Here is a 23,040-nt window from a genome sequence, read left to right as displayed (position 1 = left end):
GGCTGCGGCCACCGCGGCGCCGACGTAACCGCCGACCGCCCAACCGGCCAGCGCCAGAGCAGCCCGCACCCATGCCCCCAGCGGAACTACCCGAGCGTGGTTGGCGACGCGCCCTGCGGCTGGCCACCTTTGGCCTTGTCAAACTGGGCCCGTCGCCCGCGCAGCGCCAGGAGGCTCAGTACGAGGCGGCCATCCGAACCGCCCTGCACGGCAACTACAAGGTCGGCGTGCTGGGCAAGGGCGGGGTGGGCAAGACATCGGTGGCCGCCAGCGTCGGATCGCTTTTCGCCGAGCTGCGGCGCCAGGACCATGTGGTGGCGATCGACGCCGACACCGCGTTCGGCCGGTTGAGCAGCCGAATCGATCCGCGATCGACCGGCTCCTTTTGGGAACTGACCGCCGACAAGAACCTGCGGTCGTTCGCCGATGTCGTTGGGCGCCTTGGCCGTAACTCCGCCGGCCTGCACGTGCTCGGCGGCGAGCCGGCGTCCGGGCCGCGCCGGGTGCTCGACCCCGCGATCTACCGGGAGGCCGCGCTCCGGTTAGACCACCACTTCACGATCTCGGTCATCGACTGCGGCTCGACGATGGACTCGCCGGTGACCCAGGAAGTGCTGCGCGACCTGGATGCGCTGATCGTGGTGTCCTCGCCGTGGGCGGACGGGGCATCCGCAGCCGCGCGGACCATGGAATGGCTGTCGGAGAGGGGCCTGACGGGGCTGCTGCGCCACACCATCGTGGTGCTCAACGACTCCGACGGCCACGCCGACAAACGCACCCGGGAGCTGCTGGCGCGCGAATTCGTCGAACATGGGCAGCCGGTGGTCGAGGTGCCATTCGATCCCCATCTACGGCCGGGCGGCGTCATCGATGTGGACCGGGAGATGTCCCCGGCGGCCCGCCGCAGGTTTCTCGAGGTCACGGCGACGGTCGCGGGATATTTCGCCGCCCGGCCACACAGTGCGGCGCACTAAGGCCGTAGACCGGCACCCAGGCGCGCCCACGGATCGGCGATGGCCTCGATCTTCGTCACCAGGCGACCGCGAATCGTCAGCACGATCGACGCGAAGAGGCGGCGGTCGACGAAGGCCAACACCGCGGGTCCTCCCGCGGGCCCGACGACCAGGGTCACTTCCGGGCCCAGATAGCGCAGCAGGTTGGTGGCCACCGCGTCCGGCCCGTGGTTGATCTGCGGCGGCGGCGCCGGCTCGGCCAGGACCGTGCCCACTCCCCAGACCGTCGGATCCAGCACCGCGGTCAACGCGGCGATGTCGCCGTTGGCGCACGCGGTGATGAACGTCTCCGTGACGAGCTGGTGCTCGGCCGGGGCCACCTCGTTCAATTTCGGTTGCGCCACAGTGAATTTGGCGCGTGCGCGCCGCGCCAGCTGACGGCAGGTGCCGACGGGACGGCCCACCGTCTCGGCGATGCTGTCGAAGGGGACGCCGAACACGTCGTGCAGGACGAACGCGACCCGCTCACCGGGGCTGAGCCTGCGCAAGACCTCCAGCAACGCGGTACGAACCTCGTCGTCGAGGGTGACCCGGTCGGCCGGGTCCAGGCGCGGGGACGCGGGCTGGTGCGGCTCGACCTCACCCGGTCGCTCGTAGCGGGCGCGCGCCGAACGCACCTGGTCCAGGCAGATCCGGCTCGCCACCACGGTCAGCCAGCCGCGGACGTCGTCGATCTCGTTCAAATCGGCACGCGAGAGGCGCAAAAAGGCTTCCTGCGCAACGTCTTCCGCCTCGCCGACATCGCCGAGCATCTGATATGCGAGATTCACCAGATACGGGCGATTACTGCGCCAGGCCTCGGCGACCTGGTCGCTGGATGACTGCGACTTGCTCATGAACCTTCGACGATTTGGTCCCGCAAAAAGTTACGTGTTTCGACTGTAACTTTCCCACCTCGGGGGCCGTCCTTGGTGCAGCACTGAAAACTCACGGAAGGACCCTCCCCATGACGATCGTCGTAACCGGAGCGACGGGCAACGTCGGGCGCCCGCTCGTTGCCGAACTCCTCGCCACGGGCGCCCATGTCCGCGCCGTCACCCGCACACCCGATGCCGCCGGGCTTCCGGCCGGCGTCGAGGCGGTCCGCTCGGCTTCCGACGCGCTCCCGGGCGCCTCGGCCGTCTTCCTCAATTCCCGCGCGCTGGGAACCGACCTGTCCCGAGTGGTCGCGGAATGCGGGCGCGCCGGAGTCACCAAGCTGGTTGCGCTGTCGGCGATCAACGCCGACGACGACTTCTCGCGGCAGCCGTCGCGTTTTCGCGGTGACCGCAACAAGGAGGTCGAACAGCTCGCCGTCGAATCCGGTCTGGATTGGGTGAGCCTGCGGCCATCGGTCTTCGTGACCAATTTCGCCGGCATGTGGGGGGCACAGATCCGCGCCGGGGATGTGGTGGCCGGACCTTACGCGGCGGCGTCGACGGCGCCGATCGTCGAGAGCGACATCTCGGCGGTGGCGGCGCGCGCGTTGCTCACCGATGACCTTGTCGGCCAGCGGATCCCGCTGACCGGTCCGCAGGCGTTCACCAACTCCGAGCTGGCCGCGGCGATCGGCGACGTCCTCGGTCGGCCGCTGCGCTACCAGGAAGCACCGGCGGAAGTGGTGCGGCAGCGGTTCATCGACATCGGATTCGGCGCCGGGTTCGCCGACGCCTACATGGCCATGCTCGCCGAGACGCTCGACAAACCCGCGCTGGTCACCCACGACGTGGAGAAGATCCTCGGCCGGCCGGCGACGCCGATCGCGCACTGGGTTTCGGAGCATCGCGACCTGTTCGCCCAAGCGAAAGGAGCCTGACGTGTCCGAACCACGCCCGCCGCGCTACCTCAAGCCCATGAACAAGGTGATGATGGCGGTCCAGCGGCTGGGGATCCCCACCGGGCCCGCCATGGTGCTGACGGTGCCCGGCCGCAAGTCGGGTCAGCCGCGCCGCACACCGATGACGCCCTTCGAATTTCGCGGCGGCCTCTACGTGGTGGCCGGTTACCCCGGCGCCGACTGGGCGGCCAACGCCCGCGCCGCGGGCAGCGGCACACTGAGCCGGGGCCGACGCTCGCGCGAGGTCAGGATTGTCGAACTCGACGCCGACGAGGCGCGTCCGGTGCTGCGGGCGTTCGCCACCGAGGTGCCCGTCGGGGTGGCGTTCGCGAAGCGCTCGGGGATGGTGCGCGACGGAACCGCCGACGAATTCGAGGCACTGGCGGGCCGCGTCGCCGTATTCCGGTTCGAGCCGAACGTCGAACAGCGCGGGGCGGGTTAGGCAGACTTCACGGCAACGCGGATCGGGTAGCCGTGGCGCTCGGCCAGCGACCGCAGTTGCCCCAACGCGAACGCCCGCGGCCGACCGCTTTCGGGTATCACGACCCCCGCCCACAGCCCTTCCGCGCCGGCCGACTCCACGGCCTCGCGGGCACACGGCCACCTCAGCGGGCACGCCCGGCACAAGGCCTTGGCCTCGTCGTCGGGGGTGGTGGTCCAGCGGTCGGGGTCGCGCGTGCACGCGCCGAGTTGGGCGTCGATCAAAGCCATCGCGGTCATATCGCTACGTTTCCTCCGGAAAGCGTTGCATCTCTGCGCCGAATGCTTCGTAGGCCGTAGCGCAACCATCGCAATGCAACAGTTCCACGTCCCTCGCATTACCGCATCGCGCTGCCCGCCGCGCTCGAGCACATCCCACGCCCACCCGGCCTCCACCCCCTGAACCGTGGGCAAACGCGGGCCTAACAATCCCGAAACGTATGTCTGCCTGAGCCTTACGGTGACCCTGTCAACCTGGCGGCGAGCTTCCGTGTCCGCTTATCAGCCCGATCGACTGAGCGGGCGCGATAACCCCCGAATTATTCCTTCGTTCGCCGGGCGGCAACCAGCGCGCAATGTTACTGCGCGGTCGGTTCTCCGATCACGGAATCGACTGGGGTACCGGAAAACTCGTGCGGCGACCCTGGTCGGAGCGCGTTAGGCTCATCTCACCGTGCACGGCTTCGGTGCACTACAAAAGCGAACGCGAAGGGGTTACCGCGGTGAGTCGGTTGGCTGGCATTCATGATCTGGCGTACTGCTTCCAGCGGCTGGGTGGCGCGGGCAGCGCCGGCTACTCGGAGGACTGGGTCGGCCTCGCGGCGAACCTCGGCGCGCTCGGGGGCAAAGCGGCGTGGTACGGGCGCGGCCAGATCAAGGTTCTCAAAGATGCGCTGGCCAAATCGGGCACCAAGGTGCTCCCGACCCCGACCGCCATTGTCGATGTCGCAATGGTCGCAATCTCGATCGTGGACCTTTTCAACGGATTTGGGCCACCTGACAAAGGGGGGGCATTCACCAGCGGTGTAGACAAATTGGCGAACGTCAAGCTTCAGCTGGACGCCGCCGTCCCCGACAGCCGGGACTGGAGCGGTCCCGCGGCGAAGGCCTACGCCGACCAGAACGCCGCGCTGCAGGCGCTGGTCGTGAAGATGCAGGAACTCGACAAACAGATGCAAACGCTGGTGGCAAATCAGGGCTCCGAGGTTCAGAAGGCGCACACGGCCATCTCCGTGACGTTGTTCGCGCTCGTCGTCGCCCAAGGCATTGCGCTGGCTCTCTATTTGATTCCCGTTGTGGGACCGGAGATTTCATGTGCCTGGCAGATAGTCGCCGCCTTCGCGGCGGGCGCCACCGTGTTGGCGTTCGAGATGTTCACGCTGGCCAATTCGATGACCCTCGGCAACGAGATCAGCGCCGTGGCCCTCCAGTACGGTGAGGTGGCCGCGGAGGCTACGTCGACAGCCACGTTCGGCACGATCGAGATCACCGGGGCCGAAGAGACCACGGTGTCCAGCTTCAAGGCCATCTCCGACAGCATGTCGACCTTCTCCGCCCCGCCGAGCGTCGGCAGGTTGGCCGGCATGGCACACGAGGCGGGCCAGGACGCTGCCGCGGACGCAAGCGCCAAATTGAGCGCCCTCACCGACGGGGAAACCCCGGTGGACGACACCCCCGCAGCGCCGGAGACGCCGGCCGCCCCCGCAGCTCCGACCGCACCGGCGTTCACCATGCCCACCATGGCTCAGGTGTCCGCGGCGTCGACGCAGGCCGCGAAGATGTCGGGCCAGGCCTCGCAGCAGATGAACCTGGTCAACCAGACGATGGGCTCGGTGCAGCAGGTCGCCTCGATGGGCCAGCAGGGCCAAGGGCCGGCGGCTCCCGCCGACGAGGCCGCGCTCGCCGGCGACACCGAAGGCGCCGGCGCCGGCACGGAAGGCGCGGAGCGCGCGCCCATCGATGACACCCGCGCCGCGGAGACCCGCGCCGAGGAGCCCGGCACACCCGGACGAATCCTCTGAGCAACGAGCGCGTCAAATCCGCTGCGCTCCAAATCCATAGCACCCGATCAAGCAAGCGTTAAAGGAGACAAAACCATGGCGAATCTGACCGTCACCCCGGACTACCTGGAGAAACTGGCGAAGAGTCAGGATCAAGCGTCGACGACGGCCGGGGACGCTGCCACGGCGACCTCCAAAATCGAGGTCGCGGTCTGGGTGACGCACGGCGTGATCAGCGGCGTCTCCAATAGTGCGTTCACCGCCGCCGAGAAGGCCCGCCAAGGCGCCGGCAACAACATCAAAACGGCCGCGTCCGACCTCGCCGCAGCGCTGCGCACCGCCGGGAAGACATACGCGGCCGTCGACGAAGAGCTGAGCGGGAATCTCGACAAGCAGGTGCTTCCTCAATAACCATGTCCCGTCCCCTCAGCGCCGGCCACGACGGCCTCGTCGATGATGTCGTCGGGGTCGAGGTGACCATCGACGGCATGTTGGTGATCGCCGACCTGCTGCACCTGGTGGATTTCCCTGCGGCGCTGGGGATCCGGCCGAACATCCCGCAAGAGGACCTGCGGAACCTCGTCTGGGACCAGGTGCGACGTGACTTGACCGCACAAGGGGTGCTGGACCATTCCGGTCAACCGCATCCGGCGGTGGCGGCGATGGCCGACGCCCTCAGCCGCGCGGACCGGACGCTGGAGGGCCGGTGGTGGCGGCGCGATGCAGGCGGGGTGATGGTGCGATTTGTCATCTGCCGCAAGGGCGACCGTCACGTCATCGCGGCGCGCGACGGGGACCTGCTGGTGCTGCAAATGGTGGCTCCGCAGGTCGGCCTGGCCGGCATGGTGACCGCCGTGCTGGGGTCCGCCGAACCCGCCGACGTCGAACCGCTGACCGGCGTCGCTTCCGAGCTGGCCGCGTGTACCACCGCGGCCCAATTGGCGACACACGGTGTCGGGGCCGCCTCGGCCAAGGGCTACGCCGAGATCATCGCCGACCCGAGCAGCTGGGTGGAGATCATTGCCGGCCAACGCCACGCCGGCGGCACCACCACGCATACCGATGTGGCCGCGGGCATCCTGGATTCGCCGCGCGGCAGGGTGGTTTCGCTGCCGCGGCGCGTCGGCGGCGAGTTGTACGGAAGCTTCCTGTCCGGGACCAAGGAAAATCTGCAGCGCTCCCTGGACGGCCTTATGGAGTTCCTCCCCGCGCGCGCCTGGTTCGATCACGCCTTCGACCAAGCCCAAGCCGCTCACCGAGCCTGACCCGACACAAACAAAGAAAGAAGGACGCCATGACGCAGCACTTCGGGGATGACGACGGCCACGACGACCTGGCCGCGCTGGATTTCTCCGCCACCGACCAAGACGTTGCGGCCCAAAGCGTCTCGGAGTCGGACGCCCTGGACTTCTCCGTCGACGAGGTCGCCGAGGAGTCGGCCGTTGCTGCGTTGGACGCATACGCACCGGCGGAACCCGAAGATACCGACACCGAGCTGGCCGCCATCCACTCGGCGAGCGCCGATGCCGCGGATGAGGACGAAGAGGAAGTCGGGCCGCTGTTCACGGTGACCAACCCGCCCGAGACGGTGTCGGTGTCGGCGCTCATCGGAGGCAGGGTCCACCAGATCAGCCTGTCGCCGAAGGTGACCGGCATGAGCGAGTCCGAGCTCGCCGACGAGATCGTCGTCATCGCGGGCCTGGCGCGGCAAAAGGGACTGGCCGGCGAGCACACTTATCTGTTGGAGAACGACTCGCTGTCGGAAACCATGCGCGCGATCGGGTTGGACGGCAACGAGGTGCTCCGGGACTTCATGGAGAACGGCATCGGTCTGCCGACCCCCGAAGACGCCGACGCCGAACAGGCGGAAGTGTTCGCCACCCGATACGCCGCCGACCATGAGTGATCACCTGCCCGGTCTGTTCGAAAGCGCGGTCGCGATGCTGCCCGTCTCGGAGTCGCGCGCCTTGGACCTGTTCACCGAGATCACGAACTACGACGAATCGGCCTGCGACGCATGGGTCGGCCGCATCCGGTGCGGTGACACGGACCGGGCGACCCTGTTCCGCGCCTGGTATTCGCGCACCCAGTTCGGCCAGCTGGCGGGGTCCGCCCAAGTTTCGATGAACGCCCTGGGTGCCCGGATTGCGATCGGCGGCCCGTACGGCGACATCACCTACCCGGTCAACTCTCCCCTGGCCATCACCCTGGGCTTCGCGGCGAACGAGGCCTCGCACGGGAATTACGCCGACGCCATGGAGGCCCTGGACGAAAGCCCCGCCGCCGGTGCGGAGCACCTGTTGTCGTGGGTGAAGGCCGTGATCTACGGCGAGGCGGGGCGGTGGACGGACGTGGTTGACGAAGTGAGGGGCGCCGGACGATGGCCCGACGCGTTCCTGGCGGCCGCCGCCGGCGTCGCGCACGGCGTCGCCGCGGCCAACCTCGGTTTGTTCACCGAAGCCGAGCGCCGGCTTACGGAGGCGAACTCGTCCCCGGCGGGTGAAGCCTGCGCGCGGGCGATCGCCTGGTACCTGGCGATGACGCGCCGCGGCCAGGGCAACGAAGAGGCCGCCGTCGCGCTCCTGGAATGGCTGCAGACCACCCACCCCGAGTCCAAAGTTGCTGCGGCGCTCAAGGATTCGTCGTACCGCCTGGTGACAACCAGTGCCGAACAGATCTCCGCCCGCACCGACCCCTGGGATGCCTCCACCGTCGTCGCCGATACCTCCGGCCGAGACAAGCTGCTCGCCGAGGCGGAGGCCGAACTGGAGCGGCAGATCGGGCTCGCCCGGGTCAAGGATCAGGTCGAGCGCTACCGCGCCGCGACCCAGATGGCAAGGGTTCGCGCCGCCCGCGGCATGAAGGTCGCCCAGCCCAGCAAGCACATGATCTTCACCGGCCCCCCCGGCACCGGCAAGACGACGATCGCGCGGGTGGTGGCCAACATCCTCGCCGGCCTCGGCGTCATCCCGGAACCCAAACTCGTCGAGACGTCGCGCAAGGATTTCGTCGCCGAATACGAGGGCCAGTCGGCGGTCAAGACCACCAAGACCATCGATCGCGCCCTGGGCGGTGTGCTGTTCATCGACGAGGCCTACGCGCTGGTGCAGGAACGCGACGGTCGGGCCGACCCGTTCGGTACCGAGGCCCTGGATACCCTGCTGGCCCGCATGGAAAACGACCGCGACCGCCTGGTGGTGATCATCGCCGGCTACAGCTCCGACATCGACCGGTTGCTGGAGACCAACGAGGGCCTGCGGTCGCGCTTCGCCACCCGGATCGAATTCGACACCTACTCTCCGGAGGAGATCGGTGAGATCGCGAAAGTCATTGCCGCGGGCAATGACTCAGCACTGAGCCTGGAGGCTTCCGAAAACGTGCTGCAGGCGGCGAAGCTGCTGAGCCAGCGAACGGTGCGCGGCAAGCCGGCGCTCGACATCGCCGGCAACGGTCGCTATGCGCGCCAGCTGGTGGAGGCCGGCGAGCAGTACCGTGACATCCGCCTGACGCGCTCCCCCGACTTCGAAGAACTCGACGTCGATCGGCTCCGCGAGATCAACGGCGACGACATGGCCGAGGCGATCACCGCGGTACACGGCCGGCTCAACATCACCGAGTGACACATGGCGGGTCTTCGGCTAACCACCAAGGTACAGGTCAGCGGCTGGCGCTTTCTGCTCCGACGCCTGGAGCACGCCATCGTGCGGCGCGACACCCGGATGTTCGACGACCCGCTGCAGTTCTACAGCCGCTCGGTCGCGCTCGGCGTCGTCGTGTCCGTGTTGATCGTGGTGGGCGCCCTCGCGATGGCCTATTTCAAGCCGCAGGGCAAGCTCGGCGGCGGCAATTTGTTCGTCGACCGCACGACCAACCAGCTGTACCTGATGGTGGCGGGCCAGTTGCACCCCGTCTACAACCTCACCTCGGCGCGCCTGGTGCTGGGTAACCCCGTCGAGCCGACGCCCGTGAAATCCGCCGAGCTGAACGGGTTTCCGAAAGGCCAGTCCGTCGGCATCCCCGGCGCCCCCTATGCCACGCCGGTCTCGTCGGACTCCTCGTCCGCGTGGGCGCTGTGCGACACGGTCAGCAAGGCCGACACCGTCAGCCCCACCGTTCAAACCGCGGTGGTCGCGATGCCGCTGGCCATCGATTCCTCGATAGATCCGCTCCTGCCGAGCGAGGCGCTGCTGGTGTCCTTCCAGGGCAAGGACTGGATCATCACCCCGAAGGGGCGGCACGCCACCGATCTGACCGACCGCTCCCTCACCACCGCCGTGGGGATACCCGCCAACGCCAAGCCGAGCCCCATCACCCCGGCCATGTTCAACGCGCTGCCCGACGCCGGATCCTGGCAGCTGCCCCCGATCCCCAGCGACGGCGCCCCCAACACCCTCGGGCTGCCCGACGAACTCGTCATCGGTTCGGTGTTCCAGATCACCGGTCGCACCGGACCGCAATACTTCGTGGTGCTGCCCGACGGCGTCGCGCCGATCAGTTCCAACACCTCGGTCGCGCTGCGCGCCAACCAATCCCACGGACTGATAGCGCCGCCGGCGCTGGTGCCGAGCCTGGTCGTCCGGATACCCGAAAAGGTCTACAACTCACCCCTTCCCGACGAACCGATCAAGCTGGTGGCCCGCCCGCAGGACCCCACGCTGTGCTGGTCGTGGGAACGCAAGCCCGGCGAGCAGACACCGAAGACGGCGGTGCTGACCGGTCGACACCTGCCCATACCGTCGTCGGCGATGAGCACGGGTATCAAGCAGATCCAAGGAGCCACAACCGTTTACACCGATGGCGGAAAGTACGTGCAGCTGCAGTCGCCCGATCCGAAGTACGGCGAATCCCTCTATTACGTGGACCCGCAGGGGGTGCGCTACGGCTTGCCTGACGCGCAGACGGCCGCCGCGCTGGGCCTGAAGGCGCCCAAGACCGCACCCTGGGAGATCGTTCGCCTGCTGGTGGACGGTCCGGTCCTGTCAAAGGACGCCGCCCTGCTGGAGCACGACACGCTGCCCGCCGATCCGAGCCCTCGCAAACTTCCCGCAGCACCCGGAGCGCCCTGATGACGACGCGAAAGTTCACCCCGACGGTTGCTCGCGGGCCCCGATTGACGCCGGGCGAAATCAGCGTCACCCCTCCCGAAGACCTCGGCGTCGACATCCCGCCGTCGGGCATCCAGAAGGCCCTTCCTTATGTGATGGGCGTCTGCATGCTCGGCATGATCGGGATCATGATTTTTACTGGCACCAGGCAACTTTCGCCGTACATGTTGATGATGCCGCTGATGATGATCATGATGTCGATTTCCATGATGGCCGGCGGCGGAGGCGGCGGCGGCAAGAAGGTGCCCGAGATCAACGCCGACCGCAAAGAGTACCTGCGCTACCTCGCCGGGCTGCGGCCACGGGTGACGTCCTCGGCCAGCGCGCAGGTCGCGTTCTTCAGTTACCACGCGCCGCATCCCGACGATCTGCTATCGATCATCGGCACTCCCCGGCAGTGGTCCCGCCCGGCCAACGCGGACTTCTACGCCGCGACCCGGATCGGAATCGGTGACCAGCCGGCGGTAGACCGGCTGATGAAGCCGTCCGTGGGCGGCGAGCTGGCGGGCCCCACGGCTGCGCCCCAGCCGTACCTGGAGCCGGTCGCCAACATGTGGGTGGTCAAGTTCCTGCGCACGCATGGCCTGATCCACGACTGCCCGAAACTGTTGCAGCTGCGCACTTTTCCGACGATCGCGGTAGGCGGCGACGAGGCGGGCGCGGCCGGGTTGCTCACCGCGATGATCTGCCACCTCGCCGTCTTCCATCCGCCCGACCTGCTGCAGCTTCGGGTGCTCACCGAGAACCCCGAGGATCCCGAGTGGTCGTGGTTGAAATGGCTGCCGCACGTTCAGCATCCGACCGATACCGACGGCGCCGGCCCGAGCCGGATGATCTACACCCGCCCGGACGGCCTGTCCGATCTGGCGGCGCGCGGACCACACTCACCGGATTCGACGCCCGGCGGACCCTACGTAGTGGTGGTCGACCTGACCGGGGGCAAGGCGGGCTTCCCGCCCGACGGCAGGGCCGGCGTCACGGTCATCACGCTGGGTAATCACCGCGGCTCGAACTACCGCATCCGGGTGGCCGAGGACGGCACCGCCGACGACCGGCTGCCCGGGCAGTCGTTCCGCCAGGTGACCGCCACGAGCGATCGCATGTCGGCGCAACAGGCCACCCGCATCGCGCGAAAGCTGGCCGGGTGGTCCATCACCGGTACCCTCCTCGACAAAAGCTCGCGGGTGCAGCAGAAGAAGGTGGCCACCGAATGGCACCAGCTGGTGGGCGCCCAGAGTGTCGAGGAGGTGACACCCGCCCGGTGGCGAATGTTCACCGACACCGACCGTGACCGCCTCAAGATTCCGTTCGGGCATGAACTCAAGACCGGCAACGTCATGTACCTGGACATCAAGGAGGGCGCCGAGTTCGGCGGCGGGCCGCACGGGATGCTCATCGGCACCACCGGTTCGGGAAAGTCCGAGTTCCTGCGCACCCTCATCCTCTCGCTGGTGGCCATGCACCACCCCGACCAGGTGAACCTCCTGCTGACCGACTTCAAGGGCGGCTCAACGTTTCTCGGTATGGAGAAGCTCCCGCACACCGCCGCGGTGATCACCAACATGGCCGAGGAGGCCGAACTCGTCAGCCGGATGGGCGAGGTGTTGACCGGCGAACTCGACCGCCGCCAGTCGCTCCTGCGGCAGGCCGGGATCGCGGTGGGCGCGACGGGAGCACTCTCCGGAGTGGCCGAATACGAGAAGTACCGCGAGCGTGGCGCCGACCTGAAGCCGCTGCCAACCCTTTTCGTCGTCGTCGACGAGTTCGCCGAGCTGCTGCAAAGTCATCCGGACTTCATCGCGCTGTTCGACCGGATCTGCCGCGTCGGTCGGTCCCTGCGTGTGCACCTGCTGCTGGCCACCCAGTCGCTGCAGACCGGCGGGGCGCGCATCGACAAGCTGGAGCCGAATCTCACCTACCGCATCGCCTTGCGCACCACCAGTTCCCACGAGTCGAAGTCGGTGATCGGAACCCCTGAGGCGCAGTACATCACCAACAAAGAAAGCGGCGTCGGGTTCCTCAGAGTCGGCATGGAGGATCCGGTCAAGTTCAGCACCCTTTACACCGGTGCACCTTACGTTCCGCCGAAGCGCGCCGAGACCGATGGCGAGGGTAACGGGTCCGGCCCGCACACCGCCCCGAAGACGCTCCGGATCCACCGGTTCACCGCGGCTCCGGTCTTTGACGAAGCGATGACGTCATGAGCCGCGCCGGCGACGATGCAGAACGAAGTGATGGTGAGGTGGGGGCACCTCCCGCTTGCGGGGGACGGCGCCCATGACAGACGCCAAGGTACGGGCGCTCAGCGAGGTGGTGCTGGACCAACTCAGCACCACGGAGTCACGGGCATACAAGATGTGGCTGCCGCCGCTGAAGGATCCGACGCCACTCAACGAGCTCATCGAGCGCGATGAACGACAGCCGTTGCGCTTCGCGCTCGGGATCATGGACGAGCCGCGCCGGCATCTCCAGGGAGTGTGGGGAGTCGACGTTTCCGGAGCGGGCGGCAACATCGGCATCGGGGGTGCGCCGCAGACCGGGAAGTCGACGTTGCTGCAGACCATGATGCTGTCGGCCGCCGCGACTCACACACCGCGTCAAGTCCAGTTCTATTGCATCGACCTCGGAGGCGGCGGGCTGATCTATCTCGATGACCTGCCGCACGTCGGCGGGGTGGCGACCCGCTCGGAGCCCGACCGGGTCATGCGGGTAGTCGCGGAGGTGCAAGCCGTTCTGCGCCAACGCGAAGCCACGTTCAAGGAGCATCGGGTGGGTTCCATCGCGATGTACCGGCAGCTGCGCGAGGACCCCAACCAACCCGTCGCGGCCGATCCGTTCGGCGACGTCTTTCTGGTGATCGACGGCTGGCCGGCGTTTGTCAGCGAGTTCCCCGATCTCGAGTCTCAGGTCCAGGATTTGGCCGCGCAGGGCCTGTCGTTCGGCATTCACACGGTGATCACCACGCCGCGTTGGACGGAATTGAAATCGCGCGTCCGCGACTACCTCGGTACCAAGATCGAGTTCCGGCTCGGCGACGTCAACGACACCCAGATCGACCGTGCCACCCGCGAGATTCCGGCGAATCGTCCGGGGCGGGCGATGTCGGTTGAGAAGCATCACCTGATGATCGGCGTGCCCCGGTACGACGGCGTCCACAGCGCCGACAACCTGGTGGAGGCGATCACGGCTGCGGTGAACCAGGTCGCGGCGCTGCACACCGACCAGGCGCCCCGGGTGCGGGTCCTGCCGGAGCTCATCCACCTTCACGAACTCGATCCGAACCCACCCGGCCCGGATTCCGATTACCGCACCCGCTGGACGATTCCCATCGGGGTGCGCGAAACGGACCTGTCCGTGGCCTACACCCACATGTATACGACACCGCACCTATTGATCTTCGGAGCGCCCAAGTCGGGCAAGACCCGCATCGCCCACGCGGTGGCACGGGCGATCTGCGCCCGCAACAGTCCTCGGCAGGTGCGCTTCATGCTGGCCGACTACCGCTCGGGACTACTGGATGCGGTGCCGGACAGCCATCTGCTCGACGCGGGGGCGATCAACCGCAACAGCGCAAGCCTGGACGAATCCATCAAAGCTCTCGCGATCAACCTGCAGAAGAGGTTGCCGCCGGCCGACTTGACCACCTCGCAGCTGCGGTCCCGGTCGTGGTGGAGCGGATTCGATGTCGTGCTTCTCGTCGACGATTGGCACATGATCGTGGCGGCCGCCGGGGGGATGCCGCCAATGGGGCCGCTGGCGCCCTTATTGCCGGCGGCGCCGGATATCGGGCTGCACATCATTGTGACCTGCCAAATGAGCTACGCATACAAGGCGACCATGGATAAATTTGTGGGCGCCGCATTCGGGGCGGGATCTCCGACCATGTTCCTTTCGGGCGACAAGCAAGAATTTCCGTCACGGGAGATCCAGGTCAAGCGCCGTCCCCCGGGGCAGGCATTTCTTGTCGCGCCGGAGGGCAAAGAGGTTATCCAAGCCGCTTACATCGATCCGCCAGAAGAAGTGCAGCCAGGGCTCCCGGAGGGCGGTTAGGATCATCCCATCGCCCCACGAAACAAGCTGGGCCCGAACGTCATTACTGAGTCGAGGACCGCGGTGAACGTCTGGTTACCTTCCCGCCGTAGCCGTAATGGTTTGGGTTCACGTGCAATTTGGTTCGCGTTCACGCACATTTAGAGGAGAGCTATGCGAATTCAACCCTTTCGCATGATTCGGCTGTTGCCTGGGCGCAAAAATGAGAGCACTTCGACGTAACAATCTGGCGCAATAAATAACGAAGAAACCCACGTCACAAACCAAGGGGACCGATAGTCATGTTGTGGCACGCGATGCCACCGGAGCTGAACACCGCGCGGCTCATGGCCGGAGCGGGACCGGCGCCGATGCTGCAGGCCGCCGCCGGGTGGGAGGCGCTGGGTAGCGCCCTGGAGGCTCAGGCCGTCGAATTGGCGGCAATCCTATTGTCCCTCAAGGGATTATGGACCGGCGCCAGCAGCGATCGCGCGATTGCCGCGGCGACGCCCACGGTTGCCTGGCTGCACGAGGCCGCCCTGCAGGCGCAGCAGCGCGGGCTACGGGCTTCGGCGCAAGCCGCGGCCTACATGAAGGCCTTGGGCGTGACGCCCTCACTGCCCGAGATCGCGACGAACCACATCACCCACGCGGTACTGACGGCGACCAACTTCCTCGGGATCAACCTCGTACCGATCGGCTTCAACGAAGTGGATTACTTCGTCCGGATGTGGAATCAGGCCGCCGGCGCGATGGACGTCTACCAGGCTGAGACAACGGCCAACACCGTTTTCCCGCCGGTCGAGCCGATGAAGCCGATCCTGCAGCCGGGTGCGGGCGAGGCCGTGACGGGGGCTTTGGGTCAGGTCTCGGAGATGGCCGCCCATGCGGCGCCCGGGGTTTTGCGTCGGCTCGCCGAGATGGCGGACGACATCCCCACGGCCGCACCGCATTTGGGGGTGCCACTCGAAGAGCAGGCCATGCAGCTGTTGAGTCAGTTGGCGCAGTCAGGACAGCTGAGCGGCCCGATGCAGCAGCTGATGCAGCCATTCCAGCAGCTGACCTCGCTGGCCGGCCAGACCGGCGGCCTGGGCGGCGGACCGAGCGGCAACGCCATGGGTGGCTCCCCCGCCGCGCCCGGCGCCCACGATTTGGGCCAACTCGGACTGCTCGGCGCCAGCCCGCTGTCCAATCATCCACTCGCCGGGGGATCTGGTCCCAGCGTGGGCCTCGGACTGATGCACGCCGAGTCGCTGCCCGGCGCAGGCGGATCGGACCCCCGCACGTCGCTGATGAGCCAACTGATCGACAAGCCTTCGCAGGCGGTCGGGCCGGCCGGCGCGGGAGCCGGCGCGGGTTCGTCAGCGATGGGCGGCGCCGCGCCGATGGGCATGATGGGCGCCGGCGCACAGTCCGGCGGTGCGAGCACCCGATCGGGCATGGCGGCGCCCGCGTTACTCGCCGAGCCGCAAGACGACGTCGACCACGAGGATTTCGACGACGGGGACGACTGGTGAGCGTCCCCGCCGACAGACTTCCCGGCCACCCCGGGCCGGAAGACTTGCCATCCCCTTGGCGAGGACAGCAATAGAGAAAGTAGTCCAGCATGGCAGAGATGAGGACCGATGCCGCTACCCTCAGCGCGGAGGCTAGCAACTTTGACCGGATCTCCGGAGAACTCCAGCAGGTCATCGGGACGGTGGAGTCCACGGGTGGCGAACTAGCCAGCCACTGGCGTGGCCAGGCCGGCACCGCCGCTCAGCAAGCGCTGCAGCGCTTCCACGAAGCCGGCCAAGCGCAGATCAAGACGCTCAGCGAGATCTCGAACAACATCCACAGCGCCGGCATCGAGTACTCGAAGGCCGACGACGAGCAAGCCAGCACGCTGTCGTCACAGATGAATTTCTGACCCCAACCCAAACCCTCAACCTCGAAAGAACACGGAGCAGCAATATGTCGGAACAATCATGGAATTTCGCCGGAATCGAAGGCGGCGCGGGCCAAATCCAGGGCGCTGTGCAAACCACCCAGGGACTTCTCGACGAGGGAAAGAGTTCCCTCGCCAAGCTGGCCGCGGCGTGGGGCGGTAGCGGCTCGGAGGCCTACCAGGCCGTACAACAGCGGTGGGACGAGGCCTCCGCTGAGCTCAACGAGTCGCTGAAGAACTTGGCGGCGAGGATCACTGAAGCCAGCCAGGCGATGGCCAGCACCGAATCTGGCGTCACCGGCATGTTCAGTTAGGACGGAAGAGTGCGGCAAAGCACGAGATTTGGCGAATTCGGCTCCGCGGGAGGTCTCGCCTTTTCTCGTGCTTCGTCGCGTGGATGACTTTGTAAGGGGTTCTCATGGCGGCCGACTACGACCGGCTCTTTCAGCCCGCCGAAGGGATGGAGATTCCGGAGGAGGCCGCGGCGCAAACCGGCTTTGACGTCAATGCGCCCTCACCGTTGCCGATGCCCGCGCCGGCGCCGCCGAAACCTCTCGCGCCGAACGGGCACATCCCGCCCCCGATGCCAGTCGACCGGACAGAAGCGGCCACGCCGGCCCGCACGGAACCGCCGCCGCGACCGATGCCGATCGACCGCCCGGCGCCCACCAACGGCCAGGTTCCGCCGCCGATGCCGGTCGATTGGCCAGAGCAGCCGCCGGCACGACCCAAGCCACCGCCCGCGATGCCGGTCGACCGCACCACGGAACCCCCGCCGGCCCCACCCGCGCCACAGCCTCAAGCCCCGGCCCAACCTCAGGGCCGGCATGCGCGCCGGGGTCACCGCGATGCCAGCGACCCCTCCGACGTCCGCACAGCGAACCCCCAACCCGGCCACCGTGCCAACAGCCATCGCGCCAACTCCCAACGCGGACCCGGAAAGCCGCCGACCGGCCGCTCCGTCCCGCCGCGTCCGCGCACCGACCCGCCGGTTTCGGATCCCAAAGCCGAAGTGCCGCAACGTGTCACCGCGCCCCCTACGGACCGCGACGCTCGCCGGCGTCGCGACCCGCCGGCCGCCGTCAAACCGATTTCCGACCTTGGCGTCGCAACGGTGCCCGAGAAGCCGGCTGCAAAATTGCTGCCGCAACGAGGTTGGCGGCGCGCGGTCTATGCCTTGACGCGCATCAACCTGGGACTCTCGCGCGACGAGAAGTATGAGCTCGAGCTGCGCAACAGGATTCGCCGCACGATTCGCGGCTCCTACGCCATCGGGGTGGTGGGTCTCAAGGGGGGCGCCGGCAAGACGACGGTGACGGCCGCATTGGGCTCCGTTTTCGCCGAGATACGGGGCGACCGGATCCTCGCGGTCGACGCGGACCAGGCCTCGGGGAACCTCGCCGATCGGGTGGGTCGCCAGTCGGCCGCGACGATCGCGGACCTGTTGGCCAACGATGCGCTATCGCATTACAACGATGTCCGAGCGCACACCAGCATGAACGCAGTCAGTCTCGAAGTTCTCCCCGCCGCCAAGTACGGCGCCGCGCGGCGCACGATCGGCGAAGAAGAGTGGCGGCGCGCAATTGCCGTCGTGCCGAGGTATTACAACCTGGTCTTGGCCGACTGCGGGTCCGACCTGTTCGACCCGGCCACCCGTGGCGTGCTCTCGACGGCGTCCGGGTTGGTCATCGTGTCGAGCGCATCCATCGACGGCGTCCGGCAGGCCGCCGTTGCGATCGACTGGTTGCAGCACAGCGAATACCGGCCCCTGCTGAACCGCGCGTGTGTGGTGATCAACCACGTTGTCCCCGGCGAGCCCAATGTCGCCCTCAACGACTGGGTTCGCCGATTCGAGCAGTCGATCCGACCCGGCCGGGTGATCGTGTTGCCGTGGGACAAGCACGTCGCGACCGGGACCGAGATCCGGCTCGACCTGCTCGAGGACGCCTACGGGCGTAGGCTTACCGAGCTTGCCGCAGCACTGTCCGACGATTTCGACAGAGGTGTCCGTTGAGCGCACCCACCGCTAGTGCAGCCGCCCCGGCGGCCGCTGCGGCGACCCCGGCCAAGCCCGCGACCACGCGGGTGACGATCCTCACCGGCAGGCGCCTGACCGATGTGGTGCTGCCCTCCACCGCGCCGATTGAGACCTATATCGACGACACCGTCGCGGTGCTGGCCGACCTCCTGGAAGACACCCCGGCGGATGTCTTGGCCGGCTTCGACTTTGCCGCCCAGGGCACCTGGACGTTCGCCCGCCCGGGTGCCCCGCCGCTGAAACCCGCCCAATCGCTCGACGAGGCCGTCGTCGTCGACGGCTCGCTGCTGACCCTGGTGCCGGTGAGTCGCACCGAGCGGTACCGGCCGCTCGTCGAGGACGTCATCGACGCCATCGCGGTGCTCGACGAATCACCACAGTTCGACCGCACGGCGCTGAATCGCTTTGTCGGAGTGGGGATCCCGCTGGTAACCCTGGTCGTCAGCGCGATTGCGATGCTGGCCTGGTGGAACACCGGGCACCGCCTGTGGTGGCCGCTGGCCCTGGGCATCGGCGGGCTCGTCGTGCTGGTGGGCAGCTGGGCTGCAAACAGGTTTTACCGGAGTGCAACCTTCTCGGAGAGTCTCCTGGCGGCGGCGCTGCCCCTGATCACCGTCGCCGTGGCGCTGGCGATCCCGCGGCCGCGCGGGGCCGGCTGGCTGGGAGCGCCGCAACTCGCCGGGGCCGCCGCGGCGGTTCTGTTCTTGACATTGCTGACGCGCGGCGGACCCCGTCGGCGCTTCGAGCTTGCCGCGTTCACGGCCGTCGCGGCGATCGCGGTCACCGCCGCCGCCGTCGCGTTCGGATACGGATGGCAGCGCTGGGTTCCGGCCGGGGCCATCGTGTTTGGGCTGTTCACCGTCACGAATGCGGCCAAACTGACCGTCGCCGTCGCGCGGATCGCCCTGCCGCCGATCCCGGCTCCCGGCGAGACCGTCGAACACGAGGAGTTGCTTGATCCGGTCGCGGGCCACGAAGCGGCCGACAGCGAGGAGACGCCTACCTGGCAGGCCATCATCGCATCGGTACCCCAGTCCGCCGTACGGCTCACGGAGCGCAGCAATCTGGCCAAGCAACTGCTGATTGGGTTCGTGGCGGCCGGCACCCTGGTTCTGGCGGCCGGTGCCATCGCGGTGGTGGTGCGCGGGCACTTCTTTGTGCACAGCTTGGTGGTGGCCGGTTTGGTCACGATTGCGTGTGGGTTCAGGTCGCGCCTCTACGCGGAACGGTGGTGCGCATGGGCGATGCTGGCGGCCACGGTCGTCATTCCGCTCGGCGTGACAGCCAGGCTGTGCATCTGGTATCCGCCCAGCGCGTGGCTGTTCCTGACCATCTACCTCGCGGCAAGCCTGATCGCGCTGGCGGTGGTGGCGGCCACCGTCGGAGTGCGGCGCGTGTCGCCGGTGATGAAGCGGATTCTGGAATTGTTCGACGGCGTTATGGTCGCTGCGATCCTTCCCATGCTGCTGTGGATCACCGGCGTCTATGACATCGTCCGCAACATCCAATTCTGATGCCGCACGACGAAGAGGATCCGGCGAATGACTGAACCCCTGGAGGTTGATCCTCCTCGCCTGAAGGCCGCCGGGAACACGTTGCGCGGCTTGGTTTTTCCGGCAGCTCCGGCGCCAATCCTCGCGAGCGGAACCGATGCGGTGTCGGCGGCCATCAATCAAACCTTGCCGATTATCGAATCACCGGTGCTTGACACCCTGAGCGATGCCAAAGCCGCTCTTACGGCGACGGGATCCAACATCGTCACCGCGGCCAACATGTACGCGGAGACCGATCGGACGCTGGGCGACCACGTCGGCGGCGTCCGATTCCTTGCCGCCGGAGAGCATCCGGCGCGCGGCGCATCGGCGGACGGAGCGGTGGGCGCCACCGCGGACAAGCCGGCGGACGGTGAGACGCCGGGCACGCCCGACCCCGCGCCCCAGCCCACCACGCCGGCAGTCGATCAGCTGCCCACCCAGGTCGGTCAGCTCGCCGCGATGGCGGGGGCGATGGCGCCCGTCACGCAGCAGATGCAGACCGTCATGTCGACCGTCCAGGGCGCCGCCGGCAGTGCGGGCAGCGCGGGCGCCGCCCCGCCGTCCGAAGACGCGCAGCTGGTCGACGAAACGAAAACGCCCGACGCCGAAGAGGACCCGCAAACCGGATCGCTCTCCGACGGTGCCACATCGGGCGACCAGGCATCGGGGACCGTTCCCGTCCAGCCGACTATCCGCCCGGAGACGGCACCCTCAGAGATCCGCCTCTGAGGGCTCAATCATGCGGGAGGGTAAGCCTCCCCATTTCGGTGAAGATGGTCTGCCGCAAGGCGTCTTCAGGCAGGTCGTGTAGGCCGATCGCGGATCGTATGAACGGTTCGAACAGCTGCCAGCCCAACAGCAGCGCGACGGCGTGACCGGTTGCCAGCCGGGCGGCGTCTTCACTGTCGTGTAGGGGCCGCACTTCGTCGAGCAGGCGGACGGCGGCCGGGAAGCTCGTCTGCAGTTCGGCCACCGGATAGCCGTCGAGTAGCGCACGGCTGAGCACCCGCAGTTGGCGGGTACCGGCGATGGCGATCTCGGGCAATTCCGCGCCGGCGTCGATCAGCTCACTGAGTTTGGCGGCCTGATGGTTGAGCACGGCTGCCACTACCTGTTCCTTGTTGCCGAAGTGTCGAAAGACGAGGCCGTGGTTGACGTGCGCCCGTGCCGCGATGTCCCGAATCGAGGTTGCCGCCGGGCCGCGTTGCTCGAACAGCTCCGCGGCGCTGTCGAGGATCGCGGCGACCACCTCGTCGCGTCCGGTGGGCGCGGATTCTTCTCTCCCGTCGGGGCTTGCATCGGCTGTAGTCATGTGTCTACACTATCATCGAGGCGCTGTAGACAGATGACTACAGTTCACAAGTCAAGGAGATGATCTGCCATGACACAGACCATGAGCGGGCCGCAGACCCTCAACGTCGACTACGACGAACTGATGAAGCGTGCCGACGAGATCGAGGCGCCGATACCCGGCATGCCGATGGACAACCCCCAGCCGCCGTGCCTGGTTGCGATGGTCCTCACGGCGAACAACCAACTTGGCTACTCCGCCAGCAACATTCGGCAGTACTTGCGCACGGGCATCGAGCGGGAGTGGCCGAAACTGGCGGAGAACATGAGGAAAGCGGCCAAAGCCTATGAGGAGGTCGACGAGAACGCCGCGACGGCGATCAACAGCGGCACGTCGATGTCGGTGTCGACCCGGGCCTTGGATGAGGACCTGGACCAGGTAGTGCTGACCGAGACGCAGGTGGCGGAGAGTCCCTTCGACCAGTACCAGGACCTCAAACAGCGAGCGTGGGACGTCGAAAACGGTGACAGGGGCGTATCATTCGACAACTTTGCGGAGGCGTGGACTACGTACTCGCAAAAGCTGCTGAGCAACGCCGACCGGTTCCGGCCGTTTGAAAACTACGACGGCGATGCGGCTTCCGCCCTTGAGGACGCCATGGATGCCCAGCGGCAGTGGTTGGTCCAAATGGCCAATTTGTGCGCCAACATGGCTACCCAGGCCCGAACCGTTGCGTCGGCGCAGCGCTGGTGTTATGCCCCCGCCCGCCTCTACCCGAACGGATATCAGGGCGAACACATTTGGATGGATGAAAAGACGGGGCACGGATACATATGGGGACCGGTCAACTACAACCTTCTGGTGGCGTACGAGAAGGAGTACGACACCTACACCCCACAGCAACAGACCAATATGAGGTACGCCTGGGCGGACATGCAGGCAAAGTCGGATTGGGTGATGGCCGAATACGAGCGTAGGGCGGCTTTGCCTTTGGCGCCGATCAATCCGCAACGGCCTCCCTATGTCAAAGCGGCACCTGAACCTGGCTCCGGTGGTGAGCAGCCACCCGACGACAACCCGGACGACACCCCCTCGGACGGGTCGCCCTACGACGCCCCAACCGGTGGGTCCGGTGGTTCGTCGGCCGGCGCGGCGGACACACCCAACGACCAGACCCCGACCGACCCTCCCGTCTACCCGTGGACAGCCCCGTCACCGTCGAAGGGGGCGGGAGTCAAACCGGCCTCGTTGGGCGGTGCGGGCGGCGGCATGCCGTCGATGCCGCTGCAGCCCGCGGTGGAAGCCGAAGCGGCGCCGCGACCCACCGGTGCGGCGCCCTCCGCGGGCCTGGTCGGTGCGGCCCCGGGCGGGCGTGCCGCCATGGGTGGCGGCATGGGCGGCATGCCGATGGGCGGCCAGGGTCAAAACCAGAACGGCAAGCAAGGAAAGCGCATCCCGACGGAGGACGAAGCCCTCTACAAAGAGGACCGGCCCTGGACCGCCCCCGTCATTGGGAATCGTCGACGCAACGACCTTCCCGAAGGCGAGCACGACGCGGCGTGACAACCCGGCGAAGGCCCCCGAGTGAAGTGCGAGCCGTTGACGAATGCACTAATCACTCGGAGGTCTTCGTGTCCCGACGCGCAATGTCCCGTCGCACGTAATTCGGCCGGGCGGACCGAGGCAGCAATAAATGCAAACAAAAGGTGACCTTGCCGCATCTGCACAGTGGCGTGCACGTATCAATCAGTGAACCTATCCCCCTACAGAAAAATTGCATATCCGACCGAGTCGGGCGGTGTTACG

The 23,040-nt window shown here is 67.2% G+C and carries 21 protein-coding genes; 18 read left to right on the top strand and 3 right to left on the bottom strand.

All coding sequences use genetic code 11. The annotated features are described in order from the left end of the window. Positions 1-71: 71 nt before the first annotated feature. Positions 72-974, top strand: coding sequence for a MinD/ParA family protein (locus A5706_RS09430; RefSeq protein ID WP_068129386.1), 903 nt, complete (start codon positions 72-74; stop codon positions 972-974). On the opposite strand, the gene sigI is transcribed toward A5706_RS09430, so the two are convergent. Further along, on the bottom strand, positions 971-1,849 hold the full coding sequence (gene sigI, locus A5706_RS09425; RefSeq protein ID WP_068129383.1) for an RNA polymerase sigma factor SigI: 879 nt from the start codon (positions 1,847-1,849) through the stop codon (positions 971-973). The genes A5706_RS09430 and sigI overlap by 4 nt on opposite strands. Before the next feature lie 110 nt (positions 1,850-1,959). Between sigI and A5706_RS09420 the strand changes: the two genes are divergently transcribed. Both A5706_RS09420 and A5706_RS09415 read left to right on the top strand, forming a co-directional pair. Then, positions 1,960-2,808, top strand: a complete 849-nt coding sequence (locus A5706_RS09420; protein ID WP_068129381.1) for an NAD(P)H-binding protein — start codon at positions 1,960-1,962, stop codon at positions 2,806-2,808. A gap of 1 nt (position 2,809) precedes the next feature. Beyond that, positions 2,810-3,271: a nitroreductase family deazaflavin-dependent oxidoreductase gene (locus A5706_RS09415; RefSeq protein WP_068129380.1), complete on the top strand. Its 462-nt coding sequence runs from the start codon at positions 2,810-2,812 to the stop codon at positions 3,269-3,271. On the opposite strand, the gene A5706_RS09410 is transcribed toward A5706_RS09415, so the two are convergent. Next, positions 3,268-3,549, bottom strand: coding sequence for a WhiB family transcriptional regulator (locus tag A5706_RS09410; protein ID WP_068129378.1), 282 nt, complete (start codon positions 3,547-3,549; stop codon positions 3,268-3,270). The two genes, A5706_RS09415 and A5706_RS09410, sit on opposite strands and share 4 nt — an antisense overlap. A 482-nt stretch (positions 3,550-4,031) precedes the next feature. On the opposite strand from A5706_RS09410, the gene A5706_RS09405 reads away from it, so the two are divergent. The 14 genes from A5706_RS09405 (at position 4,032) to A5706_RS09340 (ending at position 20,672) form a co-directional block, all read left to right on the top strand. Next, the gene (locus A5706_RS09405; RefSeq protein WP_156767035.1) at positions 4,032-5,330 is read left to right on the top strand and encodes an EspA/EspE family type VII secretion system effector; all 1,299 of its coding nucleotides are present in this window, start codon (positions 4,032-4,034) and stop codon (positions 5,328-5,330) included. Between the two features lie 75 nt (positions 5,331-5,405). Next, positions 5,406-5,720, top strand: a complete 315-nt coding sequence (locus A5706_RS09400; protein ID WP_068129374.1) for an ESX-1 secretion-associated protein — start codon at positions 5,406-5,408, stop codon at positions 5,718-5,720. Between the two features lie 2 nt (positions 5,721-5,722). Beyond that, positions 5,723-6,574 (top strand): ESX secretion-associated protein EspG, encoded by an 852-nt coding sequence (locus A5706_RS09395; RefSeq protein ID WP_068129372.1) that lies wholly within the window; start codon positions 5,723-5,725, stop codon positions 6,572-6,574. Positions 6,575-6,603: 29 nt separating this feature from the next. Then, entirely contained in the window at positions 6,604-7,215 is a 612-nt protein-coding gene (locus A5706_RS09390; RefSeq protein WP_082964269.1) for a hypothetical protein, read from the top strand. Beyond that, positions 7,208-8,929 (top strand): type VII secretion AAA-ATPase EccA, encoded by a 1,722-nt coding sequence (eccA, locus tag A5706_RS09385; RefSeq protein WP_068129370.1) that lies wholly within the window; start codon positions 7,208-7,210, stop codon positions 8,927-8,929. Before A5706_RS09390 ends, eccA begins: the two co-directional genes overlap by 8 nt. 3 nt (positions 8,930-8,932) lie before the next feature. Continuing rightward, the gene (gene eccB / locus A5706_RS09380) at positions 8,933-10,375 is read left to right on the top strand and encodes a type VII secretion protein EccB (protein ID WP_068129368.1); all 1,443 of its coding nucleotides are present in this window, start codon (positions 8,933-8,935) and stop codon (positions 10,373-10,375) included. Further along, on the top strand, positions 10,375-12,618 hold the full coding sequence (gene eccCa, locus A5706_RS09375; protein ID WP_068129366.1) for a type VII secretion protein EccCa: 2,244 nt from the start codon (positions 10,375-10,377) through the stop codon (positions 12,616-12,618). Before eccB ends, eccCa begins: the two co-directional genes overlap by 1 nt. Before the next feature lie 73 nt (positions 12,619-12,691). After that, the gene (gene eccCb, locus A5706_RS09370; protein WP_068129364.1) at positions 12,692-14,464 is read left to right on the top strand and encodes a type VII secretion protein EccCb; all 1,773 of its coding nucleotides are present in this window, start codon (positions 12,692-12,694) and stop codon (positions 14,462-14,464) included. A 281-nt stretch (positions 14,465-14,745) separates the two neighbouring features. Then, complete coding sequence (locus A5706_RS09365) at positions 14,746-15,960, top strand: PPE family protein (RefSeq protein ID WP_068129361.1); 1,215 nt, start codon at positions 14,746-14,748, stop codon at positions 15,958-15,960. An 89-nt stretch (positions 15,961-16,049) separates the two neighbouring features. Further along, positions 16,050-16,352: a WXG100 family type VII secretion target gene (locus A5706_RS09360; protein ID WP_068129360.1), complete on the top strand. Its 303-nt coding sequence runs from the start codon at positions 16,050-16,052 to the stop codon at positions 16,350-16,352. A 44-nt stretch (positions 16,353-16,396) separates the two neighbouring features. Further along, positions 16,397-16,684: a WXG100 family type VII secretion target gene (locus tag A5706_RS09355; RefSeq protein WP_068129358.1), complete on the top strand. Its 288-nt coding sequence runs from the start codon at positions 16,397-16,399 to the stop codon at positions 16,682-16,684. Between the two features lie 104 nt (positions 16,685-16,788). Continuing rightward, positions 16,789-18,384 carry a MinD/ParA family protein gene (locus A5706_RS09350; RefSeq protein ID WP_068129356.1) on the top strand — a complete coding sequence of 532 codons (1,596 nt, stop codon included), beginning with the start codon at positions 16,789-16,791 and terminating at the stop codon, positions 18,382-18,384. Next, positions 18,381-19,922, top strand: a complete 1,542-nt coding sequence (gene eccD, locus A5706_RS09345) for a type VII secretion integral membrane protein EccD (RefSeq protein ID WP_068129354.1) — start codon at positions 18,381-18,383, stop codon at positions 19,920-19,922. Before A5706_RS09350 ends, eccD begins: the two co-directional genes overlap by 4 nt. Positions 19,923-19,949: 27 nt before the next feature. Next, positions 19,950-20,672 (top strand): hypothetical protein, encoded by a 723-nt coding sequence (locus A5706_RS09340; RefSeq protein WP_068129352.1) that lies wholly within the window; start codon positions 19,950-19,952, stop codon positions 20,670-20,672. 4 nt (positions 20,673-20,676) lie between these two features. On the opposite strand, the gene A5706_RS09335 is transcribed toward A5706_RS09340, so the two are convergent. Next, on the bottom strand, positions 20,677-21,255 hold the full coding sequence (locus A5706_RS09335; protein ID WP_082964268.1) for a TetR/AcrR family transcriptional regulator: 579 nt from the start codon (positions 21,253-21,255) through the stop codon (positions 20,677-20,679). Positions 21,256-21,324: 69 nt separating this feature from the next. Here A5706_RS09335 and A5706_RS09330 point away from each other — a divergent pair, with 69 nt between their 5' ends. Beyond that, a complete protein-coding gene (locus A5706_RS09330; protein ID WP_156767034.1) occupies positions 21,325-22,797 on the top strand; it encodes a hypothetical protein in 1,473 nt (490 codons plus the stop codon). Positions 22,798-23,040: the final 243 nt, after the last annotated feature.

Source organism: Mycobacterium sp. E796, assembly GCF_001672815.1.
GTDB lineage: Bacteria > Actinomycetota > Actinomycetes > Mycobacteriales > Mycobacteriaceae > Mycobacterium.
The sequence above is the reverse complement of the archived record's forward strand: the minus strand, read 5'-3'. Positions and strand labels throughout refer to the sequence as shown.